This window comes from Streptomyces sp. (assembly GCF_035645055.1).
Taxonomy (GTDB): Bacteria; Actinomycetota; Actinomycetes; order Streptomycetales; family Streptomycetaceae; genus Streptomyces.
This window is the reverse complement of sequence record NZ_DASQNH010000033.1, coordinates 76,521-97,157: the sequence shown is the minus strand read 5'-3', so window position 1 is coordinate 97,157 and position 20,637 is coordinate 76,521. Positions and strand designations below refer to the sequence as shown.

The 20,637-nt window shown below is 72.0% G+C and carries 21 protein-coding genes; 10 read left to right on the top strand and 11 right to left on the bottom strand.

The genetic code is table 11. The features are described from left to right. On the bottom strand, positions 1-176 hold a 176-nt coding region (locus VE614_RS11275), incomplete at its 3' end, for a helix-turn-helix transcriptional regulator (RefSeq protein WP_324935329.1). Between the two features lie 146 nt (positions 177-322). Between VE614_RS11275 and VE614_RS11270 the strand changes: the two genes are divergently transcribed. Both VE614_RS11270 and hemB read left to right on the top strand, forming a co-directional pair. After that, positions 323-769, top strand: a complete 447-nt coding sequence (locus tag VE614_RS11270) for an ATP-binding protein (RefSeq protein ID WP_324935314.1) — start codon at positions 323-325, stop codon at positions 767-769. A 217-nt stretch (positions 770-986) separates the two neighbouring features. Further along, positions 987-1,988: a porphobilinogen synthase gene (gene hemB / locus VE614_RS11265; RefSeq protein WP_324935312.1), complete on the top strand. Its 1,002-nt coding sequence runs from the start codon at positions 987-989 to the stop codon at positions 1,986-1,988. Here hemB and VE614_RS11260 read toward each other — a convergent pair. Further along, positions 1,985-2,698, bottom strand: coding sequence for a DUF4232 domain-containing protein (locus VE614_RS11260; protein WP_324935310.1), 714 nt, complete (start codon positions 2,696-2,698; stop codon positions 1,985-1,987). The genes hemB and VE614_RS11260 overlap by 4 nt on opposite strands. 214 nt (positions 2,699-2,912) lie before the next feature. Here VE614_RS11260 and VE614_RS11255 point away from each other — a divergent pair, with 214 nt between their 5' ends. After that, positions 2,913-4,283 (top strand): helix-turn-helix domain-containing protein, encoded by a 1,371-nt coding sequence (locus VE614_RS11255; protein WP_324935308.1) that lies wholly within the window; start codon positions 2,913-2,915, stop codon positions 4,281-4,283. A gap of 204 nt (positions 4,284-4,487) precedes the next feature. Next, complete coding sequence (locus tag VE614_RS11250) at positions 4,488-4,625, top strand: hypothetical protein (RefSeq protein ID WP_324935306.1); 138 nt, start codon at positions 4,488-4,490, stop codon at positions 4,623-4,625. A gap of 84 nt (positions 4,626-4,709) precedes the next feature. On the opposite strand, the gene VE614_RS11245 is transcribed toward VE614_RS11250, so the two are convergent. Together VE614_RS11245 and argS are read right to left on the bottom strand one after the other, a co-directional pair. Then, complete coding sequence (locus VE614_RS11245; RefSeq protein WP_324935304.1) at positions 4,710-5,522, bottom strand: DUF4253 domain-containing protein; 813 nt, start codon at positions 5,520-5,522, stop codon at positions 4,710-4,712. Between the two features lie 50 nt (positions 5,523-5,572). Further along, positions 5,573-7,336 (bottom strand): arginine--tRNA ligase, encoded by a 1,764-nt coding sequence (argS, locus tag VE614_RS11240; protein ID WP_324935302.1) that lies wholly within the window; start codon positions 7,334-7,336, stop codon positions 5,573-5,575. 227 nt (positions 7,337-7,563) lie between these two features. On the opposite strand from argS, the gene lysS reads away from it, so the two are divergent. Beyond that, a complete protein-coding gene (gene lysS / locus VE614_RS11235; protein ID WP_324935300.1) occupies positions 7,564-9,309 on the top strand; it encodes a lysine--tRNA ligase in 1,746 nt (581 codons plus the stop codon). A gap of 68 nt (positions 9,310-9,377) precedes the next feature. Here the strand turns inward: lysS and VE614_RS11230 are convergent, their stop codons facing one another. From VE614_RS11230 to VE614_RS11220, 3 genes are all read right to left on the bottom strand, one after another. Continuing rightward, positions 9,378-10,619 carry a DUF2637 domain-containing protein gene (locus VE614_RS11230; RefSeq protein ID WP_324935298.1) on the bottom strand — a complete coding sequence of 414 codons (1,242 nt, stop codon included), beginning with the start codon at positions 10,617-10,619 and terminating at the stop codon, positions 9,378-9,380. Positions 10,620-10,725: 106 nt separating this feature from the next. Further along, positions 10,726-11,625: a DUF3558 family protein gene (locus VE614_RS11225; RefSeq protein WP_324935296.1), complete on the bottom strand. Its 900-nt coding sequence runs from the start codon at positions 11,623-11,625 to the stop codon at positions 10,726-10,728. 106 nt (positions 11,626-11,731) lie between these two features. Then, the gene (locus VE614_RS11220; RefSeq protein ID WP_324935294.1) at positions 11,732-12,691 is read right to left on the bottom strand and encodes a DUF3558 domain-containing protein; all 960 of its coding nucleotides are present in this window, start codon (positions 12,689-12,691) and stop codon (positions 11,732-11,734) included. Positions 12,692-12,862: 171 nt separating this feature from the next. Between VE614_RS11220 and VE614_RS11215 the strand changes: the two genes are divergently transcribed. Further along, entirely contained in the window at positions 12,863-14,056 is a 1,194-nt protein-coding gene (locus VE614_RS11215) for an RtcB family protein (RefSeq protein ID WP_324935292.1), read from the top strand. Here the strand turns inward: VE614_RS11215 and VE614_RS11210 are convergent. Next, the gene (locus VE614_RS11210) at positions 14,053-15,357 is read right to left on the bottom strand and encodes a GNAT family N-acetyltransferase (protein ID WP_324935290.1); all 1,305 of its coding nucleotides are present in this window, start codon (positions 15,355-15,357) and stop codon (positions 14,053-14,055) included. The genes VE614_RS11215 and VE614_RS11210 overlap by 4 nt on opposite strands. A 30-nt stretch (positions 15,358-15,387) precedes the next feature. Next, positions 15,388-16,158, bottom strand: a complete 771-nt coding sequence (locus tag VE614_RS11205) for an SDR family oxidoreductase (protein WP_324935288.1) — start codon at positions 16,156-16,158, stop codon at positions 15,388-15,390. Positions 16,159-16,302: 144 nt separating this feature from the next. Between VE614_RS11205 and VE614_RS11200 the strand changes: the two genes are divergently transcribed. Next, positions 16,303-16,731 (top strand): nuclear transport factor 2 family protein, encoded by a 429-nt coding sequence (locus VE614_RS11200; protein WP_324935286.1) that lies wholly within the window; start codon positions 16,303-16,305, stop codon positions 16,729-16,731. 28 nt (positions 16,732-16,759) lie between these two features. Here the strand turns inward: VE614_RS11200 and VE614_RS11195 are convergent, their stop codons facing one another. Both VE614_RS11195 and VE614_RS11190 read right to left on the bottom strand, forming a co-directional pair. Then, the gene (locus VE614_RS11195) at positions 16,760-17,095 is read right to left on the bottom strand and encodes a YnfA family protein (protein WP_324935284.1); all 336 of its coding nucleotides are present in this window, start codon (positions 17,093-17,095) and stop codon (positions 16,760-16,762) included. Positions 17,096-17,336: 241 nt separating this feature from the next. Further along, on the bottom strand, positions 17,337-17,744 hold the full coding sequence (locus VE614_RS11190; RefSeq protein ID WP_324935282.1) for a helix-turn-helix domain-containing protein: 408 nt from the start codon (positions 17,742-17,744) through the stop codon (positions 17,337-17,339). A 126-nt stretch (positions 17,745-17,870) separates the two neighbouring features. Between VE614_RS11190 and VE614_RS11185 the strand changes: the two genes are divergently transcribed. The 3 genes from VE614_RS11185 to VE614_RS11175 all read left to right on the top strand — a co-directional run bounded on the left by VE614_RS11185 (position 17,871) and on the right by VE614_RS11175 (position 20,606). Then, on the top strand, positions 17,871-18,758 hold the full coding sequence (locus VE614_RS11185; RefSeq protein ID WP_324935280.1) for an NADP-dependent oxidoreductase: 888 nt from the start codon (positions 17,871-17,873) through the stop codon (positions 18,756-18,758). Between the two features lie 172 nt (positions 18,759-18,930). Beyond that, complete coding sequence (locus tag VE614_RS11180; RefSeq protein WP_324935277.1) at positions 18,931-20,019, top strand: LLM class flavin-dependent oxidoreductase; 1,089 nt, start codon at positions 18,931-18,933, stop codon at positions 20,017-20,019. Beyond that, entirely contained in the window at positions 20,016-20,606 is a 591-nt protein-coding gene (locus VE614_RS11175; RefSeq protein WP_324935275.1) for an FMN reductase, read from the top strand. The genes VE614_RS11180 and VE614_RS11175 overlap by 4 nt, the downstream gene beginning before the upstream one ends. Positions 20,607-20,637 lie beyond the last annotated feature (31 nt).

Sequence of the window (20,637 nt, the reverse complement as noted above, 5' to 3'; positions counted from 1 at the left end):
GGAATCCGCCGCCCCCGCTCCACCGAGGAGACCAGTTCCTCCCCGTATCCGATGGCCGCGCCGAACTCCGCCTGGGTGAGGCCGGCCGCCTCGCGCCACAGCTTCAGCTGCCGTACGACCGTGCGCATCACGGCCCCGGCCTCTTCGTCGTCCAGCCCCGCTTCCCACCCGCTCATGTCCGCCGCCTCCCGCCGCGCGCACCCTTCCCCGGACCAACTCCGGCCGTCCGCGCCCGGTCACCCCGGGCAGTCCGGACGGAACCGGACAGACACCGGACAGCCACTCGTCGCACGGGCCGCCCGTCTTCACAGCGTACGTACGCATGGACACGCTGAGTGACGTGAATCAGGAAATCGCCGCGCTGCGGACCCCTCTCCGCCGGTTCTCCGTGCCGCTCTCCGCCACCCGCCGGGGTGCCCGTCTCGCCCGGCTGCTCGCCGCCGAGCACCTGCAATCCTGGGGGCTGCCGTTGGACCCGGCCCGGCTCATCGTGGCCGAACTCGCCGCGAACGCCGCCGTGCACGGCAAGGTCCCCGGGCGCAGTTTCCGTCTCGCCCTCACGGTCACCGCGTGCGGGGCGCTGCGTATCGAGGTGACCGACGCCAAGGGCGAGAGCGTGCCCAGGCGCCGGGACGCCTCACCGGATCCCGCCGAGTCGGGCTACGGCCTGCTGCTGGTCGAGGAACTGGCCGACCGCTGGGGAGTGCTGGCGGGGCCGGTGCCGTGCAAGACCGTGTGGGCCGAGCTGGATCTCGGTGCCCGCGGGTGACCTGCTGCCGACGTGGCCGCACCGGCGCCTGGGAAGACGTGGACCGGTGGGGTGCGGATGAGGGCCGCGGGTGGTGAGGGCGGCCGTCGGGGTCCTTCGGGGTCTCGTGGTGGTGTGCGAATCGCGCTTCCAGCATGGCTCCGGGGGACGCCGCCTGCGTGCCGACGCCGACGGGGCGTCGGTAAAGGGGGCGGTGGGGCGGGCGTAGCGTAGGCGTATGACGAAGTACGGATCCTTTCCCGGGACGCGTCCGCGTCGGCTGCGTACGAGCCCCGTCATGCGGCGCATGGTCGCCGAGACCCGGCTGCATCCGGCCGACTTCATCCTTCCCGCGTTCGTGCGGGAGGGCGTGAGCGAGCCGGTGCCGATCGCCGCCATGCCGGGCGTGGTCCAGCACACGCGGGACAGTCTCCGGAAGGCCGCGCTGGAGGCGGTGGAGGCCGGGATCTCCGGGATCATGCTCTTCGGTGTGCCGGAGGAGTCGAAGAAGGACGCCCAGGGGACGCCCGGGACCGATCCGGACGGGATCCTCCAGGTCGCCATCCGGGACGTGCGCGCCGAGGTCGGGGACGACCTGCTCGTCATGTCCGACCTGTGCCTCGACGAGACCACCGACCACGGGCACTGCGGGGTGCTCGACGAGCACGGCCGCGTCGACAACGACGCCACGCTGGAGCGGTACGCCGAGATGGCCCAGGTGCAGGCCGACGCCGGCGCCCACGTGGTCGGGCCGAGCGGGATGATGGACGGCCAGATCGGGGTCGTCCGCGACGCGCTCGACCAGATCGGGCGGGAGGACGTCGCCATCCTCGCGTACACCGCGAAGTACGCCTCCGCCTTCTACGGGCCCTTCCGGGAGGCCGTGGCCTCCTCGCTCCAGGGCGACCGCAAGACCTACCAGCAGGACCCGGCCAATGTGCGCGAGTCGCTGCGCGAGCTGGCCCTCGACCTGGAGGAGGGAGCCGACATGGTGATGGTGAAGCCCGCCGGGCCCTACCTCGACATCCTCGCCCGGGTCGCGGACGCCGTGGACGTGCCGGTCGCCGCCTACCAGATCTCCGGCGAGTACTCGATGGTCGAGGCCGCCGCCGAGAAGGGCTGGATCGACCGGGACCGGGCCATCCTGGAGACGCTGACCGGCATCAAGCGGGCCGGCGCGCGCACCATCCTCACCTACTGGGCCACCGAGGCGGCCCGGAAGCTCGCCCGGAACTCCTAGCTCAGCGCGTTCTCCATCGAGGACTGCCAGTACGTCACCGTCAGGGAGCTGTCGTAGTAGACGCCCCCGGCGGGCAGCGGCGGGGTCGCGGAGGCGCCGCCGTCGCTGTTCGGCGTACCGCCCTGGAAGGCCACGGTCAGCTTGCGGGCGGTCGTGCCGCCGTCGCCGCTGCCGTCCGCCGCGGCCAGCAGGACGCCCGCGTAGCCGGACTCGCCGGGGGCGAGCGTCGGCACCGCCTGCGGCTTGGTCTCCGGGCGGGCCTGCGGCACCCACTGCATCTCGTCGAAGCGGAGCACCGGGTAGTACATCAGGTTGCACGGCTTGGAGCCGGTGTTGGTGACCGTGAGCAGCATGTGGTTCAGCGGGCGCGGCACCGGCTGCGCGGTGACCTTGGTGTTGGAGCCGTTGCAGATGGTGCGCACCGGGCCGTCGTCGGCGCCGGCGGCGGCGCTGGGCGCCCTCGTGGGAGTGTCGGACGCAGGCTTCTCCTCGGGCGTCCTCTCCGGCTCGGCGGCGGCCGTCGACTCCGGGGTCCCCGACGGGCTCCGCTCCGTCGAGGGCGTCGCGGACGCCGGGGCCGTCGGCGTCGCGGCCGGTGCGGACGTGCCCTCCACCCTGGTGCCCGTGCCGTCCTCGCACGCGGTGAGGGCGAGGGCGGTGAGGGCGGCGCCCGTGGCGGCCAGCAGGCGGGTGCGACGGAAGGTGCGCATGGCTGATTCCTTCTCTTTCAGGTGGGTTGAGCCCGGCCGCTCGACCGGTCGGCGGGAGCGGCGTGCTTGGATGGTTGAAGCCTGCGGGGTGTTCCGTCCCGGCTGCCAGAGCCGGCGGGCAAGCAGGGACGCTGGAACGCCCGCAACGGCCTGACCTGGGGGAACGGCCTCGCCCTGGAACACCGGGACGCGACGAGTGGGGGGCGGAGGAACGGTGTCGGAGGACTTCGCGGGGGACTTCGCGGCGCTGCTGCGGGAGTTGAAGGAACGCTCGGGACTCAGTTACGGGGTGCTCGCCAAGCGGCTCCACATGAGTACGTCGACTCTGCACCGGTACTGCAACGGGGACGCCGTACCGGCCGACTACGCGCCCGTGGAGCGGCTGGCGCGGCTGTGCAAGGCGTCGCCGGAGGAACTGGTCGAGCTGCACCGGCGGTGGGTGGTGGCGGACGCGGGGCGCGGGCGCAGACCGGCCGCGAGCGAGGTGCCGCCCGCGCGGCGTCGCGAGGGACCGGCCGGCGGCGGGCAGCCCGACGTACCGGGGGAACCGGTGACCGAGCCGAGGACCGAGGTGGTGCCCGAGGGGTCGGCGGAGCCGCTGCCCGAGCCGAAGCCCGAGGTGGTGTCCGAGCCCTCGGTGCGGTCCCCCCGGCGGCGGCGTGCCGCTCTCGTCGCCGGTGCCGCAGCCGCCGTCCTCGGGGTGGTGGCGCTCGTGGTGAACCTGCCCTCCGGGGGCCCCGGGGAGGCGGACGCTGCGCGGCGCGGCCCCGTCGGTGCGGCCTCGCCGGACGGCGGGCAGCGGGCGTCCTCGATGCCGGCGACGTCCGTCCCGCCGTCCGCGTCGGGGTCACCGAAGGAGAAGCGGGAGAAGAAGGAGAAGGGTGGCTCCGTCCTCCCCGCCGGGACCGGCGCCTCCTCGCCCTCCGCGAGCGCCCGTGCCACGCCTCGTCCGAAGGACGGCGAACGCGCGACCGGCGTCCCGCTCGCCGTCACCACCCGCCCTTACACATGGGAGACCCCCTGCTCCCAGCACTACCTGATCGACAGCCCGCCGGAGTCGGTGCCACCGCCGCCGACGGAACAGGACGCGCCCGCCTGGGTGGCGGCGGAGAAGGCGGTGTCGGCGCGGGAGCAGCTCGTGACGCTCACCGTGCAGGGCACCGGTGACGAGACGGTGGTCGTGGAGAGCCTGCAGGTGCGGGTGGTGGGCCGGGACGCGCCGCTGCCCTGGAACGACTACACCATGGGGGTCGGCTGCGGCGGCGACGTCCCGAAGCGGCCGTTCAGCATCGCGCTGGACGCGGCCCGCCCGACGGTCGAGGCGGCGGCCGGCGGCCGGGACTTCCCGTTCACGGTGAGCGAGTCGGACGTGGAGGTCTTCCAGATCATGGCCGACGCCTCGGCGTACGACGTGCGCTGGTATCTGGAGCTGGCCTGGACGAGCGGCTCGCGGGGCGGCACGCTGCGTCTCGGGGACGGTGACCAGCCGTTCCGCACCAGCGGCAACAACGGCCGTCCCGCGTACGACTTCCCGCTGGGCGATTCCGGGTGGGGCCCGGCGACGGTGGACGACGGCGGCGAGTAGGCGTCCCGCGTCCGGCAGGGTCCGTATCGGTACTGGTGGGCTGTTGGGCGCTTTGCGCCCTGGGTCACGGCGTCGCGGCCCTGCTGGACGACCCGACTCTTCCGGCAGCCGCCCCCGTGGTGCTGCTGGGGCAATGGTTTCTGGGCGCGGCACCGGCACTGGACGGCGGGTGTCCTGGCTGCCCTCGCTGGAGCCGCAGCGCTGTTGGTCCTCCTGGGCAGCCTTCGACCGCGGCCGGAGCGGATCACCGCCGACGCGCTGTCCACAGGTGCGGCCGTACTGGCCGCACTGCTCGTCTTCACCGCTGTGGCACGCGCCCGCGAGGGGACCCGGCAGCAGTGACGGGCAAGCCCGTCTGCGGCTGCTGGTGCCTTCCGCCAGCAGCCGGCGAAAGAGACAGAGCCTTGCGGGGGCGCGGTCCGGGCTTCAGTCCCACCAGAAGGTCCAGCTGCGGGCGCCCACGAGATCCTTGGCGTAGGCGCCCGCGCCGCGACTGTGGGAGAGGTTGTCCGGGCAGAAGGCGAAGTGCTCCGCGGCCAGGGCCTGCGCGTCGGTCTCGGTGACGGGAGGGGCGGCCACGGACACGGTGAGCGTGTCGAAGCCGAGCGCGACGACGCGTATGCCGAAGCGGTCCTCCCAGGAACGCAGCACCGCGCACGGCCGGGCCACGTCGTTGTCGTGGTTCAGCGGTCCCGTCCAGCCGATCGCGGCGGGGATGTCGGCGGAGCGGCGGGCCGGGACGAGGGCCAGATGCGGCGTCCGGGGCCAGTCGCCCGAGCCGTCGGACAGGGTGTCGGCGAGCCGGGCGGCGGCGACGTCCGGGGCGACGGTGAGGGCGCCGCCCACAGCGAGGCCCGGCCAGTCCGGGCCGAACGGGTGGAGGAGACCGAGGAGTTCGCCGTCGGGGTCCTCGTCCTCCCAGTACTCCGCGAGGACGTCCTCAGCGTCGTGGTCGCCGGGGTAGGACATCGCGGCGGGCGTCAGCTGCCAGCTCTCCGGGCCGCCCTCGCGGTCCCCGAGGTCGACGAGGACCGGCAGCAGCCCCGCACGGGCCGCCGGGCCGCCGAGCGCGGCCCAGTGGCCGGGCGCGGCGGGCTTCTCGGCATGCCACAGCAGCGGTTCGGGCCACGGCCCGTCGTCCGTCGTGTCGAGCAGCCGGCCGGGCGGGAGCTGAAGCCCGAGGGAACGGCCGCTGGGGTCGGTCAGCAGCCGGGGAAGCGGGTTGGGGAGCATCGCCATGCCGGGGACTGTAGGTCCCGGCACTGACAATGCCCCCGACCCGCGGGACGTTACAGGCGCTCCGGCGTGCGGATGCCCAGCAGGGCCATGCCCCGGTGCAGGGTGCGGGCCGTGACGTCGCACAGGAACAGGCGGTTCTCGACCTGCTCCGGCGACTCCGCCTTCAGCACCGGGCACTTGTCGTAGAAGGAGGTGTAGAGGGAGGCGAGCTGGTAGAGGTACGCCGTCATCTTGTGCGGGGCGTACTCCGTCGCCGCCTCGTCCACGATCTCCGCGAACGTGTCCAGGTGCAGGCCCAGCGCGCGCTCCGCCGGGTGCAGCTCCAGCTCCGGGCGGGCGGCGGGGCGGACCTCGCCGGCCTTGCGGAGGATGGACCGGATCCGGGCGTACGCGTACTGGAGGTAGACGGAGGTGTCGCCGTTGAGCGAGACCATCTGGTCCAGGTCGAACTTGTAGTCCCGGTTCGCCGACGTCGACAGGTCCGCGTACTTCACCGCGCCGATGCCCACCTGGGCGCCCCGCTCGGCGATCTCCTCCTCGGAGAGGTCCTGCGCCTTCTCCCGTACGACGGCGGAGGCGCGGTCGATCGCCTCGTCGAGGAGGTCGACCAGCCGGACCGTCTCGCCCTCACGGGTCTTGAACGGCTTGCCGTCCTTGCCGAGGACCGTGCCGAAGGCCAGCTGGAACGCCTTCACGTCGTCGTTCAGCCAGCCGGCCCGGCGGGCGGTCTCGAAGACCATCTTGAAGTGCAGGGACTGGCGCGCGTCCACGACGTAGACCAGCGAGTTCGCCTTGAGGCTGAAGACGCGGTCGCGGATCGCGGACAGGTCGGTGGCCGCGTAGCCGTAGCCGCCGTCCGACTTCTGCACGATCAGCGGGACCGGGTTGCCGTCGGGGCCCTTGATGTCGTCGAAGAAGACGCACAGGGCGCCCTCCGAGCGGACCGCCACCCCCGACTCCTCCAGGAGGCGGCAGGTCTCGGCGAGCATGTCGTTGTAGCCGGACTCGCCGACGATGTCGGGGTCGCGGATCTCCATGTCCAGCTTCTCGAAGACGGAGAAGAAGTAGATCTTCGACTCGTCGACGAACTTCTGCCACATGGCGAGGGTGTGCGGGTCGCCGGCCTGGAGGTCGACCACCCGGCGGCGGGCGCGGGTCTTGAACTCCTCGTCGGAGTCGAACTTCTTGCGCGCGGCCTTGTAGAGGCGGTCCAGGTTGGACATCGCCTCCTCGCCGGAGACCTCGCCGGCCTCGTGGTCCAGCTCGTGCGGGTGCTCGTCCAGGTACTGGATGAGCATGCCGAACTGGGTGCCCCAGTCGCCGATGTGGTGGCGGCGCACCACGTTCTCGCCGGTGAACTCCAGCAGCTGGACGACCGAGTCGCCGATCACCGCGGACCGCAGGTGGCCGACGTGCATCTCCTTCGCCACGTTCGGCTGGGCGTAGTCGACGACCGTGGTGCCCGGGTTCGCGGTGGTCGGCACGCCGAGGCGGCCCGTCTCGTCCGCGTACCGCGCGGCCAGGTTCTCCGTGATCGCCTTGTCCGCGATCGTGATGTTGAGGAAGCCGGGGCCGGAGACCTCGACATCCTTGATCACATCACCGGTGGTCACCTGGGCGACGACCCGCGTCGCCAGCTCCCGCGGGTTCGCCTTCGCCTTCTTGGCCAGCGCGAGGATGCCGTTGGCCTGGAAGTCGGCCCGGTCGCTTCGTCGCAGCAGCGGGTCGACTCCGTCGGCTTCCGGCAGGGCGGAGGCGAGGGCGTCGGCGAGGTGCTGCTGGACGGAGTCGCTGAGGGACGTGACCGAGGCCATAGGTAAGGGTGCCGTTCTCCTCGTGGGCCGGATAGACACGGTCAGTATCCCATGGGGGGTCCAGCGGATTTCGCGGCTGCGGGCCGGTGGGGGCCGGCCGCGCAGTTCCCCGCGCCCCTCAGGCAGGCGGCTGCGCCGCCTTTCGAGCGGTCGCGAAAAGGCGTTTTCGTCGTTGCCGCCGGAGCTGGGAGAATGGGTTCACCATCAAGCCTTCAGTAAAAGAGGACGTGCCGATCGTGGCTCAGAGCACCGAGACCACCGACTGGGTCTCCCGTTTCGCGGATGAGGTCATCGAGGAGTCGGAGCGTCGGGCCCCGGGCAAACCGGTCGTCGTCGCGTCCGGGCTGTCCCCGTCGGGTCCCATCCACCTGGGGAACCTGCGCGAGGTCATGACCCCGCACCTGGTCGCCGACGAGATCCGGCGGCGCGGTTACCAGGTCCGGCACCTGATCTCCTGGGACGACTACGACCGTTACCGCAAGGTGCCCGCCGGGGTCGCCGGTATCGACGAGTCCTGGGCCGAGCACATCGGCAAGCCGCTGACCTCGGTGCCGGCGCCCAAGGGCTCGCCGTACCCGAACTGGGCCGAGCACTTCAAGGCGTCCATGATCGAGGCGCTGGGCGAGCTGGGCGTCGAGTTCGACGGGATCAGCCAGACCCAGCAGTACACCTCGGGCGTGTACCGGGAGCAGATCCTGCACGCCATGAAGCACCGCGCCGACATCGACGCGGTCCTCGCGCAGTACCGGACCAAGCCCAGGGCCGCGGGCAAGAAGCAGGGGCAGAAGCCGGTCGACGAGGCCGAGCTGGAGGCCGCCGAGGGCTCGGGCGCCGCGTCCGAGGACGACGGCAGCTCCGGCTCCGCCGGGTACTTCCCGTACAAGCCGTACTGCGGCAACTGCGAGAAGGACCTCACCACCGTCACCTCCTACGACGACGCCACCACCGAGCTGACGTACGCCTGCACCGCGTGCGGCTTCTCCGAGACCGTCCGGCTCAGCGAGTTCAACCGCGGCAAGCTGGTCTGGAAGGTCGACTGGCCGATGCGCTGGGCGTACGAGGGCGTGATCTTCGAGCCGAGCGGTGTCGACCACTCCTCCCCGGGGTCGTCCTTCCAGGTCGGCGGGCAGATCGTCGGGATCTTCGGCGGCAAGCAGCCGATCGGCCCGATGTACGCCTTCGTCGGCATCTCCGGCATGGCGAAGATGTCGTCGTCCAAGGGCGGCGTGCCCACCCCGGCCGACGCGCTGAAGATCATGGAGCCGCAGCTGCTGCGCTGGCTGTACGCCCGCCGCAAGCCGAACCAGTCCTTCAAGATCGCCTTCGACCAGGAGATCCAGCGGCTCTACGACGAGTGGGACAAGCTCGACGCCAAGGTCGCCGACGGCACCGCGCTGCCCGCCGACGTCGCCGCGCACTCGCGTGCGGTGCGCACCGCCGCCGGTGAGCTGCCGAGGACGCCGCGCCCGATGCCGTACCGGACCCTCGCGTCCGTCGCCGACATCACCGCCGGCCACGAGGACCAGGCGCTGCGCATCCTCAGCGAGCTGGACCCGGAGCAGCCGCTCGGCTCGCTCGACGAGGCGCGGCCCCGGTACGACAAGGCCGAAGCGTGGATCAACACCCACGTCCCCGCCGACCAGCGCACCATCGTGCGCGACGAGCCCGACCTCGACCTGCTGAAGTCCCTCGACGAGCAGGCGCAGGGCTCGCTGCGGCTGCTGCTCGACGGGCTCGCCGACCACTGGTCGCTGGACGGGCTCACCCACCTGGTCTACGGCGTGCCGAAGGTCCAGGCCGGGTTCTCCGCCGATGCCACGCCGAAGGAGCTGCCGCCGGAGATCAAGACCGCCCAGCGGTCCTTCTTCGTGCTGCTCTACCACCTGCTCGTGGGCCGGGACACCGGTCCGCGGCTGCCCACGCTGCTGCTGGCGGTGGGGCAGGAGCGGGTGCGGCGCCTGCTCGGCGAGTAAGCCGTCCCGTACGAGAGAGGGGGCGCCCGGTGTTCGCCGGGTGCCCCCTCTCTCGTCGTCCGCGGGTCTTACGCGATGTGGTCCTCTTCCAGCTCCGCGTTGAAGCGCTGCTGGAAGCGGTCCGAGAGCGCCTTCAGGGCACCCGGGGACAGCTTCGTGCCGTAGGTCGCCTCGATGTTGTCGCCGAGGACGCCGGGCGTGGGGAAGCTGCCGTCTATCGACTGGCGGAACACCTGGTAGAACGCCTCCTCGTCGGGCTCCGGCGGGCCGCCGCCCTCACCCAGCTCCCGGGTGCGGTTCGGGCCCACCGGGATGGGGAAGCTGCCGGTGTCCTCCGGGGAGGGGAGGGGCTCCGGCTCCTCCTGGTACTGGTCCTCGTACTGCTCGGCGTGCTGCTGTTCCGCGTACCAGTCGGCGTAGGCGGCGTCCGGGTCGTAGTTGGGGTCGTAGCCGCCGTTGTACTGGACCGTGTGCGGGTCGCGGGCCTGGAGCCAGGGGTTCTGGTCGGGCTCGGCCCCCGGCTCCGGTTCGCGGGCGGGAGCCGTCCGCTGCGGGGCGTCGGAGACCGGTGTCGCGGCGGCGAGCTGGGGCTGCCGAGGGGCCGGCGGGAGCAGGGCCGGTTCGATGCCCGCCGCGGCCAGGCCCGCCGGGGCGGTCTCCGCGAGGGGGACGCCGTAGCGGGCCAGGCGCAGCGGCATCAGGGACTCCACCGGGGCCTTGCGGCGCCAGGCGCGGCCGAACCGGGAGCGCAGCCGGGCCTGGTAGACGAGACGTTCCTGCTCCAGCTTGATGACCTGGTCGTAGGAGCGCAGCTCCCACAGCTTCATCCGGCGCCACAGCAGGAAGGTGGGGACGGGCGAGAGCAGCCAGCGGGTGAGGCGGACGCCCTCCATGTGCTTGTCGGCCGTGATGTCGGCGATCCGGCCGATCGCGTGCCGCGCGGCCTCGACCGCGACGACGAACAGCACCGGGATCACCGCGTGCATGCCCACACCCAGCGGGTCCGGCCAGGCGGCGGCGCCGTTGAAGGCGATGGTCGCCGCGGTCAGCAGCCAGGCGGTCTGGCGCAGCAGCGGGAAGGGGATGCGGATCCAGGTGAGGAGCAGATCCAGGGCGAGCAGGACGCAGATGCCCGCGTCGATGCCGATCGGGAAGACATAGCTGAAGTCCCCGAAGCCCTTCTTCAGGGCGAGTTCGCGCACGGCGGCGTAGGAACCGGCGAAACCGATGCCCGCGATGATCACGGCACCGGCCACGACGACGCCGATGAGAATCCGGTGCGTCCGTGTCAGCTGTATGGGCGCGGCCACCCGTACTCCCCTCCCACTGGCTGTTGTTGCGCGCAACAGAGTGGCACACCTGTGCGGGGAACGAGTGGCCGGTCCGGTCGGGGCAGCCTTTTCGTGACCCCGCGCGTCAGCTCTTCGTCGCCGGCTTCTTCGACGAAGTGTCCGACGTGGAGGGGGACTTGGCGGAGCCGGAGGGGGCGGAGGACGCGGTGGATCCGGTGGAACCCGAGCCCGGAACCTTCGCCGACGAGTCCTTCTCGTTCGCCTCGGTCACCGCGGCGACGACCTCCTTGGCGGCCTTCTCGGCGTCCTTCATCAGCTCGCCGGCGTCCGGCGTCCTGTCGCCGGCCAGGCCCGCGCCGTTGTAGTCGAGGGTGACGACCACGTTCTCGACGCGCGCGACGACCGTCTGCTGCTTGAAGGTTCCTTCCTTCTTCTTCAGGTCGTAGGCCACCGTGGTCGCCTGGTCGCCGGTACCGGTCAGCGGCTGCGCCTTGGCGTTCTTCGCGCCCTCGACCGAGCGGACGTCGGTGACCTGCTTCTCGTAGTACTCCTGGGCCAGCTCCTCGCCCGAGCCGCGCGTCACATCGGACTCGAAGCGCAGCAGGGAGACGTTCAGCCAGCGGAACTGGGAACCCTTGACCCCGTTGTTGTCGAGGCTGTCCCAGGAGCAGCTGCTCCGCGACGCGGTGTCGTCCGAGCTGCCTTCCTTGCCGGAATCCGTACCCTTCGGGACCAGTTCGCCCAGCGTCTTCTTCGACAGCACCTCACACGGCTCCGGCAGCGTCCCGTACGCCGCCGCCTGCACCGTCGGCGACGGGCTCGCGGACGCGCTGGTGCTCGCCGACGCCTTCGCCTCACTGCCGGAGCCGGAGTCCGAGGAGCAGCCGGCCGCGAGCAGGATCACGGGGACGGCCGCCATGGCGACCAGGACGCGGCCGTGCCGCCCGGCTCGCCCGGCTCGCTCATCACGCATCTCACGCTGGTCGGCTCGCTGTGCTCGTCGCTGCATGGTTCCTTCACTCATGACGCTCGTGTTCCTGCGGTCGGATCGGGTCCGAGGGGCCACGGTACGCCGTACGGTCACCGCGCGGCCCCCGTTCCGCGGATGTGCCGGCGGGCGCGGCAGGCCGCTAACCGGCCAGCGAGTCGGCCAGTTGGGACGCCAGTTTCCGGGCCCTGTCCTGCATTTCCTCGCTGTCCGGGACCATGCCGACGGTGGCCGGCTGCTCCTCGTACTCGATGGTCACGATGACGTTCGACGTGCGGAACGCCACAGTCACCCTGCGCTGCTTGGCCGTCGAGCCGCCGCTGACCAGCTCGTCGTCCAGGAACGCCTCCTCCCCGAGACCGTCGAGAACGCGCGGCTGGAGGTCGCCGGGGGTGGCGCTGGAGGAGCCGGAGGCGGAGGCCGAGGAGGAAGGGGAGGCGTCCGGCGTGCCCGAAGCGGCCCGGGACGGGTTGCCGCCCGAGGAACCGCGGGAGGGGCTGCCGGAGGGGGAGCCGCCGGCCGGCTCGCCCGACGGGTCGTTCGAGGCGTCGCCCGAGGGGCCGTCCGACGGGTCGTCCGAGGCGTTGCCCGAGGGGCCGTCCGACGGGTCGTCCGAGGGGGTGTCCGCGGCCTCGGACGTGGAGGCCGCCGGCTGCGGCAGGTCGGCCGCTGCCCGCTTGACGGCGAAGAGCTGCTGCGCCTGGACCGCGTCACTGACCGTGGTGTCGTACGACACCACCCGCTCCAGGTCGACGAACAGATAGTTGGTGGCGGTCGCGGACGACACCTTCCACCGGCAGCCGACCTTGCGGTCGTTGTCGAAGGTGGGCATCGCCTCGCCCTCGTAGGCCTTCTCGCGCTGCTCCTCGTCGGTGAGCTGGAGGATGCCCGGCAGCAGTGCGTCGAGGGTGTCCTGGGCGACCGAGCCGCAGGCTTCCGGGAGGGTGCGGTAGCGGCCGGGCTCGGCGGCCTGGGAGACGGTGCCGCCGCCGTCCGGGTTGGCGCCGTCGGTGCTGCCGCCGTCGTCGGAACCGCCGGTGCAGCCCGCCAGCAGGGCCGCGAGGAGCGCGGCGGTGCCGGGTACGAACGCCTTCCGCTGCACGGTCAGGCCCCTCTCGACGGTGGTAAATCGGTTGCTGGGCGGGTGACCGCCCTGGACACAATGTGTATCGCACGCGCAGCCGTGGACGCCGGTCCGATGCCCTTTTCGTCGACCTTGGCGCCGGTTTTTGCGCTTCGGGAATTCTGTTGTGACTTACGGGGGATGAGCTTTATGTCGTACGTGGAGATGCCGGGCGCGAAGGTGCCGATCCGGATGTGGACCGACCCCGCGACGGTCGAGGAGGGCGCCCTCCAGCAGCTGCGGAACGTGGCGACCCTGCCGTGGATCAAGGGCCTGGCGGTCATGCCGGACGTCCACTACGGCAAGGGCGCGACCGTCGGGTCCGTCATCGCCATGCGGGGCGCGGTGTGCCCGGCGGCGGTCGGGGTCGACATCGGGTGCGGGATGTCGGCGGTGAAGACGTCACTGACCGCCAACGACCTGCCCGGTGACCTGTCGCGCCTGCGGTCGAAGATCGAGCAGGCGATTCCGGTGGGGCGGGGCATGCATGACGACCCCGTCGATCCGGGGCGGCTGCACGGGTTCGGAACGGCGGGGTGGGACGACTTCTGGGGGCGGTTCGACGGGGTGGCGGAGGCGGTCAAGTTCCGTCATGAACGTGCCGGGAAGCAGATGGGCACGCTCGGGTCGGGCAATCACTTTGTAGAGGTCTGCCTGGATTCGACCGGTTCGCTCTGGCTCATGCTGCACTCCGGCTCCCGCAACATCGGCAAGGAACTCGCCGAGCACCACATCGGCATCGCCCAGAAGCTCCCGCACAACCAGGGCCTGGTCGACCGCGATCTGGCGGTCTTCATCGCGGACACCCCGCAGATGGCCGCCTACCGCAACGACCTGTTCTGGGCGCAGGAGTACGCCAAGTACAACCGCTCGATCATGATGGCGCTCCTGAAGGACGTGATCCGCAAGGAGTTCAAGAAGGCCAAGCCGGTCTTCGAGCAGGAGATCAGCTGCCACCACAACTACGTGGCGGAGGAGCGGTACGACGGCATGGACCTGCTCGTCACCCGCAAGGGCGCGATCCGGGCCGGGTCCGGGGACTACGGGATCATCCCGGGGTCGATGGGCACGGGCTCGTACATCGTGAAGGGCCTCGGCAACGAGAAGTCCTTCAACTCCGCGTCCCACGGCGCGGGCCGGCGCATGAGCCGCAACGCGGCCAAGCGCCGGTTCAGCACCAAGGACCTGGAGGAGCAGACGCGGGGCGTGGAGTGCCGCAAGGACTCCGGTGTGGTGGACGAGATCCCGGGCGCCTACAAGCCGATCGAGCAGGTCATCGACCAGCAGCGGGACCTCGTCCAGGTCGTCGCGAAGCTCAAGCAGGTCGTCTGCGTGAAGGGCTAGCCGAGCCCCACGGGGCTGGTCGGGGCCGCACCGGGCCGGCCGAGCCGCTTCTCCATGAGGGTCACCGCGTAGGGGCTGCCCGTGCCGTCCCGCTTGGCGGGCTGCTCGCCCACCACCGTGTAGCCCGCCGACTCGTAGTAGGCGCGCAGGCGGGGGTTGGCGGAGAGGCAGTCCAGGCGGCCGTACGGGCGGCCCATGGCCCTGATGCGGGACTCGGCGTGGTCGAGGAGGGCGCGGCCGGTGCCGGGTGGGGTCGTGTGGGGGACCGTCATCAGGCGGTGGATGTAGCCCGCGTCCGGCGGGCGCGGGCCCCAGGCCGCCGGGTCCGTCCACCACAGCTCGTAGGCGCCGGTCAGCCGGTCGCCGGCGTGGGCCAGCCAGACCTCGCCCTCGCGGACGCGGGTGCGGAAGTGGGCCTCGTCCTTCTCGCCCGGCTTCCACTGGTCGATGCCCCGGGCCAGCTGCCACAGGGCGGCCGTGTCGCGCAGGCGGACCAGGGCGGGGGCGTCCGCGTCGGTCGCGGGGCGCAGGGTGAGGGGCGGCCATGCGGCCGGGGGTGCTTCGAGCAGGTGGGCGCGCAGGGTCGCCGCGAGGTCGCGCGCGTTCATCGAGAGGGCTTGCTCGACATAGCCCTCGACGGAGCCGTAGCGGGCCTTCAGAGCCGTCAGGAACAGGCGCATCACCGCTTCCGGGGCGCGGCCGAAGCCGGGCCAGTCCGGGGTGCGGCCGTCGTTGCGGGCCGTCCACTCCGCGAGGAGGGCGGAGGCCGCGAGTTCGGTGAGGCTGAAGTCCTCGATGACGGTGGCCTCGTCGACGCCGACGAGGGTGAGGATCAGGGCCGCCAGTTCGCCGGTGCGGTCCTTGCCCGAGGCGCAGTGGAAGACCAGGGGGGTGGCGGAGCGGGCCGCGTCGGCGACCAGTTCCAGGGCCCGGCGGATCTCCTTGGTGCCGTCCTCGGCGACTTCCATGAAGCGTTCGGCGAGGTACGGGCCCGGGTCGATGTCCGGGCCCAGCGCGGCCTGGTCGTAGGGGCGGTGCTCGATGCTCAGGTTGTGGTACGTGACGGACGGGTGCTCGGGGATCCGGCCGCGGGCGTCGATCTCCCACGGGTGGCGCAGGTCGATGACCGTGCCGATGCCCAGGGAGAGGAACCGGTCCCAGTCGGGCGTGCCGGGGGCCAGCTTGCCGAGGGAGTCCGAGCGGTAGAGACGGCCGGGGCTGACGCGCCGGCCGTCCGTCGTCGTATAGCCGCCCAGGTCACGGAAGTTGTGCAGACCGGCGAACGGTATGTGTCTGTCCACGTCCGCGAGCCTACGTTCCCGCGAAGTGGATCACTGTGTTTCCCGGTGCAGCTTGGTGTTGGAGGCCTGGGCGCGCGGGCGCACCACCAGCAGGTCGATGTTGACGTGGCTGGGGCGGGTCACCGCCCAGGTGATGGTGTCGGCGACGTCGTCGGCGGTCAGCGGGTCCGGCACGCCCTGGTACACCTTCTCCGCGCGTTCGCTGTCGCCGCCGAACCGGGTCAGCGCGAACTCCTCGGTCCTGACCAGTCCGGGCGCGACCTCGATGACCCGCACCGGGCGGCCGACGATCTCCAGGCGGAGCGTCTCGGCGAGGACGTGGGCGCCGTGCTTGGCGGCGACATAGCCCGCGCCGCCCTCGTAGGTGCCGTGCCCGGCGGTGGAGGAGACGACGACGACCGTGCCGTCGCCGCTCGCCTCCAGCTTGGGCAGCAGGGCCTGGGTGACGTTGAGGGTGCCGAGGACGTTGGTCTCGTACATCTGCCGCCAGTCGGCGGGGTCGCCGCTCTCCACCGGGTCGAGGCCGAGGGCGCCGCCCGCGTTGTTGACCAGGACGCCGACCGTGCTGAAGGCGGTGGCGAACTCGTCCACGGCCGCGCGGTCGGTGACGTCCAGCTGGTAGGCGGTCGCGGAGTGGCCGGCCGCGGTGATCTCCTCGGCCAGCGCCTCGATGCGGTCCTTGCGGCGGGCGGTCAGGACGACGCGGTATCCGGCGGCGGCTAGCTGCCGGGCGGTGGCGGCACCGATTCCGCTGCTCGCACCGGTGACGACGGCGATGCGGGAGGCGGCGGGCGGGGTCATCGGCTGCTCCTCGGAACGGGGTTGGCGGAGGTGGTGCGGGCGGTGCTTCCCGCCAGGATAGGCGGGGGTCCCGGTGGGAGAATGGGATGGGTGATCCTCGATGGGTGAACCCCGATGGGTGATCCTCCGGATCGGAGGCCGATCATGGGAGAGGCACGCGAGGTCATGGACCGGCTGACCGCATCGGTCACCGGGACCCCGGATCTGAAGGCCCTCGCCGAGCTGTTCGCGGACGACGTGGTCGCGGTGACGCCGGACGGGGACGTCGAAGGGCGGGACAACGTCGTCGAGTGGTGGCGGCAGATGACGGAGGCGGTGCCGGAGGCCGCGTTCGAGTCGGTGAACGCGTACGAGGCCGGGGACACGGCGATCGACGAGGGGTTCTTCAGCGGCCGGAACACCGGGCCGGTGCGGCTGCCGTCCGGTGAGTCCCTGCCCCCGACGAACAAGGACTTCACGATCCGCGGCGTCGATTTCGCCACCGTCCGGGACGGGCGGATCGTCAGCTACCGCGTCTACTACGACCAGATGTCCTTCCTCGGCCAGCTGGGGCTGCTGCCCGAGGAGGCCTGAGGCGGGCCGGAGGTCCGTGCCGCGCGGTTCAGTCGCCGCGCGGCGCCCACATGATCACCGCCATGCCGGCGAGGCAGACCAGCGCGCCGGTGATGTCCCAGCGGTCGGGCCGGTAGCCGTCGGCGACCACGCCCCACAGGATCGATCCGGCGACGAAGATCCCCCCGTAGGCGGCGAGGATGCGGCCGAAGTGGGCGTCCGGCTGGAAGGTGGCGACGAAGCCGTACGCGCCGAGGGCGAGCACCCCGCCGGTCACCCACAGCCAGCCGCGGTGCTCGCGCAGGCCCTGCCAGACCAGCCAGGCGCCGCCGATCTCGAAGAGGGCGGCGACGACGAACAGGGCGGCGGAGCGCAGGACGAACATGCCGGACAGCCTGGCACAGCGCCGGGCGGGCGGTGTCGCCCGAGGGACGGCGCCGGCCGCCGCTGCCGCGTGGCGTACATGCGCTGTGCGGTTCCCGAGGCGCGGGGTCCGGCGCGGTGCGGAGCGGCGGCACGGCCGACCGGGACCGGGACGACGACCGGCGGCCGGTGCTGGTCCCGGACACCGGGGACACGTACTGCTTCTGACTGCTTGCGGCCGTCTCCGGCCCCTTTTTTTGCCCCTACTGGTCGGCGTCGTCGCCGTCGTAGCGCTGCCGGGCCCGGTGGACCTCGTCGAAGTGGGTCTCCGCCCAGTCCTTCACAGCGGTGAGGAGGAGGCTGAGGCTGCGGCCGAGCGGGGTCAGCTCGTAGTCGACGCGGACCGGGACGGACGGGGTGACGGTGCGGCTGAGGATGCCGTCGCGTTCCAGGGAGCGCAGCGTCTGGGTGAGCATCTTGGGGCTGACGCCGGCGATCTTGCGGCTGAGGTCGCTGTAGCGCATGGGGCCGGCGGCGAGGGCGGCGACGACGAGGCTGACCCACTTGTCGCTGATCCGGTCCAGGAGCTGGTTGGTCGGGCAGGCCTTGAGGAACGCGTCGTACTCGGCCCGGGCCCGCTCGCGCCGCTGGGCCGCGGTCATGGTCGCCATCGCTCACCTCTGGGGTATGAACGCACTTCCAGGTAACTACTTACTGTTGGATAGTAACTCTTCCTAGGGTTGCGGGCAGCCGGGGAGACGCCCCGGCGGCCATGTGAACCAAGGGAGTTGTTCATCGTGCGTGCTGTGGTGGTGGAGCGGTTCGGCGGTCCCGAGGCGGTCGAGGTCGTGGAGACCGAGGTGCCGGAGCCGGGTGCGCGGCAGGTGCGGATCAAGGTGGCGGCGGCCACGCTGAACCCGGTGGACGCCGGGGTGCGGGCGGGCGTCTTCGGGGGTGCGGGCGAGCGGATCGGGCTCGGCTGGGACGTCGCCGGGACGATCGACGCGGTCGGTTCGGCCAGTGCCTGGACGGTGGGGGACGAGGTGGTCGCGCTGCACTACGGCGCGGTGAAGCCGCTGGGCACGCACGCCGAGTACGTCGTCGTCGACGCGGACGCGGTGGCCCCGGCGCCGGCCGGAGTGGACGCGGTGCACGCCGCGACGCTGCCGCTGAACGCGCTGACCGCCGCGCAGGCGCTGGACCTGCTGGGGCTGGAGGCCGGTCAGTCGCTGCTGGTGACGGGCGCGGCCGGGGCGGTCGGCGGGTACGCCGCGCGGATCGCCGCGCACCGGGGGGTGGCCGTGACGGGGCTTGCCCGGGAGGACGACGAGGAGCTGGTGCGGTCGCTGGGCGCGGAGCTCGTCGTCGGCGAGGCGGCGCCGAGGGGCTTCGACGCGGTGCTGGACGCGGCGGTGCTGGGGGAGCGGGCCCTGGGCTGGGTGCGGGACGGCGGCGGGTACGCCGGGGTCATTCCGGGGGCGCAGCCCGGGTCGGTGCGGGGCGTGCGGACGGCCGCCGTCGAGGTGAGCGCGGACGGGGCCCGGCTGGCGGAGCTGGTGCGGTGGGTGGAGGAGGGGGTGCTGACGCTGCGGGTGGCGGAGACGTTCTCGCTGGAGGATGCGGTGAAGGCGCACGCGCGGTTGGCTGAGGGCGGGGTGCGGGGGCGTCTGGTGTTCGTGCTCTAGAAGGTGTCCTCGGTGGCCGTGTCTTCGGTGGCTGGTCGCGCCCGCGCGGCGGAGCCGCATGGTGGGGCCCGTGCCCGTTCCCCGGGGTGCGGGCGGGTGTGGGGAATAGGTGGCTCGCCGGTGCCGTTCGGACGTATAGTTGAATGGTCAACCACTTGGAGGGTGAGCGGCCATGCAGTTCGGGATCTTCAGCGTCGGTGATGTCACACCGGACCCGACCACGGGACGTACGCCGACCGAGCGCGAGCGGATCAAGGCCATGGTCGCCATCGCGCTGAAGGCCGAGGAGGTCGGGCTCGACGTCTTCGCGACCGGCGAGCACCACAACCCGCCGTTCGTGCCGTCGTCCCCGACCACCATGCTCGGCTACATCGCGGCCCGCACCGAGCGGCTGATCCTGTCCACGGCCACCACGCTGATCACCACCAACGACCCGGTGAAGATCGCCGAGGACTTCGCGATGCTCCAGCACCTGGCCGACGGCCGGGTGGACCTGATGATGGGGCGCGGCAACACCGGGCCGGTCTACCCCTGGTTCGGGCAGGACATCCGCGAGGGCATCAACCTCGCCATCGAGAACTACGCCCTGCTGCACCGCCTGTGGCGCGAGGACGTCGTGAACTGGGAGGGCAAGTTCCGCACACCCCTCCAGGGCTTCACCTCCACCCCCCGCCCACTGGACGGCGTACCGCCCTTCGTCTGGCACGGCTCGATCCGCTCCCCGGAGATCGCCGAGCAGGCCGCGTACTACGGCGACGGCTTCTTCCACAACAACATCTTCTGGCCCGCCGACCACACCAAGCGGATGGTCGAGCTGTACCGGACCCGGTACGCCCATTACGGGCACGGCACGCCCGAGCAGGCGATCGTCGGCCTGGGCGGCCAGGTGTTCATGCGGAAGAACTCGCAGGACGCGGTGCGCGAGTTCCGCCCGTACTTCGACAACGCGCCCGTCTACGGCCACGGGCCCTCCCTGGAGGACTTCACCGACCAGACCCCGCTGACCGTCGGCACGCCCGAGCAGGTCATCGAGAAGACCCTGACCTTCCGCGAGTACGCCGGCGACTACCAGCGCCAGCTTTTCCTGCTGGACCACGCCGGGCTGCCGCTGAAGACCGTGCTGGAGCAGATCGACCTGCTCGGCGAGGAGGTCGTGCCCGTGCTGCGCGAGGAGTTCGCGGCCCGGCGGCCGGCCGGCGTGCCCGAGGCGCCGACCCACGAGTCCCTGCTCGCCGATGCCCGCAAGGAGACCGTCGCATGAAGCTCGTCGTCGTCTCGGCCGGGCTGAGCGTCCCGTCCTCCACCCGGCTGCTGGCCGACCGGCTGGCCGCGGCCACCGCCGAGCGGACCGCCGCGGAGGTGGAGGTCGTGGAGCTGCGCGACCTCGCCGTCGAGATCGCCCACCACTTCACCAACGGCTTCCCCGGCCGCCGGCTGGCCGCCGCGCTCGACGCGGTGACCGGGGCCGACGGACTGATCGTCGTCACGCCCGTCTTCTCCGCCTCCTACAGCGGGCTGTTCAAGTCGTTCTTCGACGTGCTCGACAAGGACGCGCTGACCGGGAAGCCGGTGCTGATCGCCGCGACCGGCGGCACCGCCCGGCACTCGCTCGTCCTGGACCACGCCCTGCGCCCGCTCTTCGCCCACCTCCGGGCCGTGGTCGCCCCCACCGGGGTCTACGCCGCCTCCGAGGACTGGGGTGCCGAGGGCCTGGACGGGCGGATCGGGCGGGCCGCCGGGGAGCTGGCGGGGCTGATGCGGGGGCTGCCGGCGGCCCGCCCGGCCCCGTCCGGCCCGGCCGTCGTGCCCTTCGAGGAGCAGCTGGCGGCGCTGCGCCGGGCCGGGTGAGAGGCCAGTAAGAAGCGGGGCCGCGGGCCGG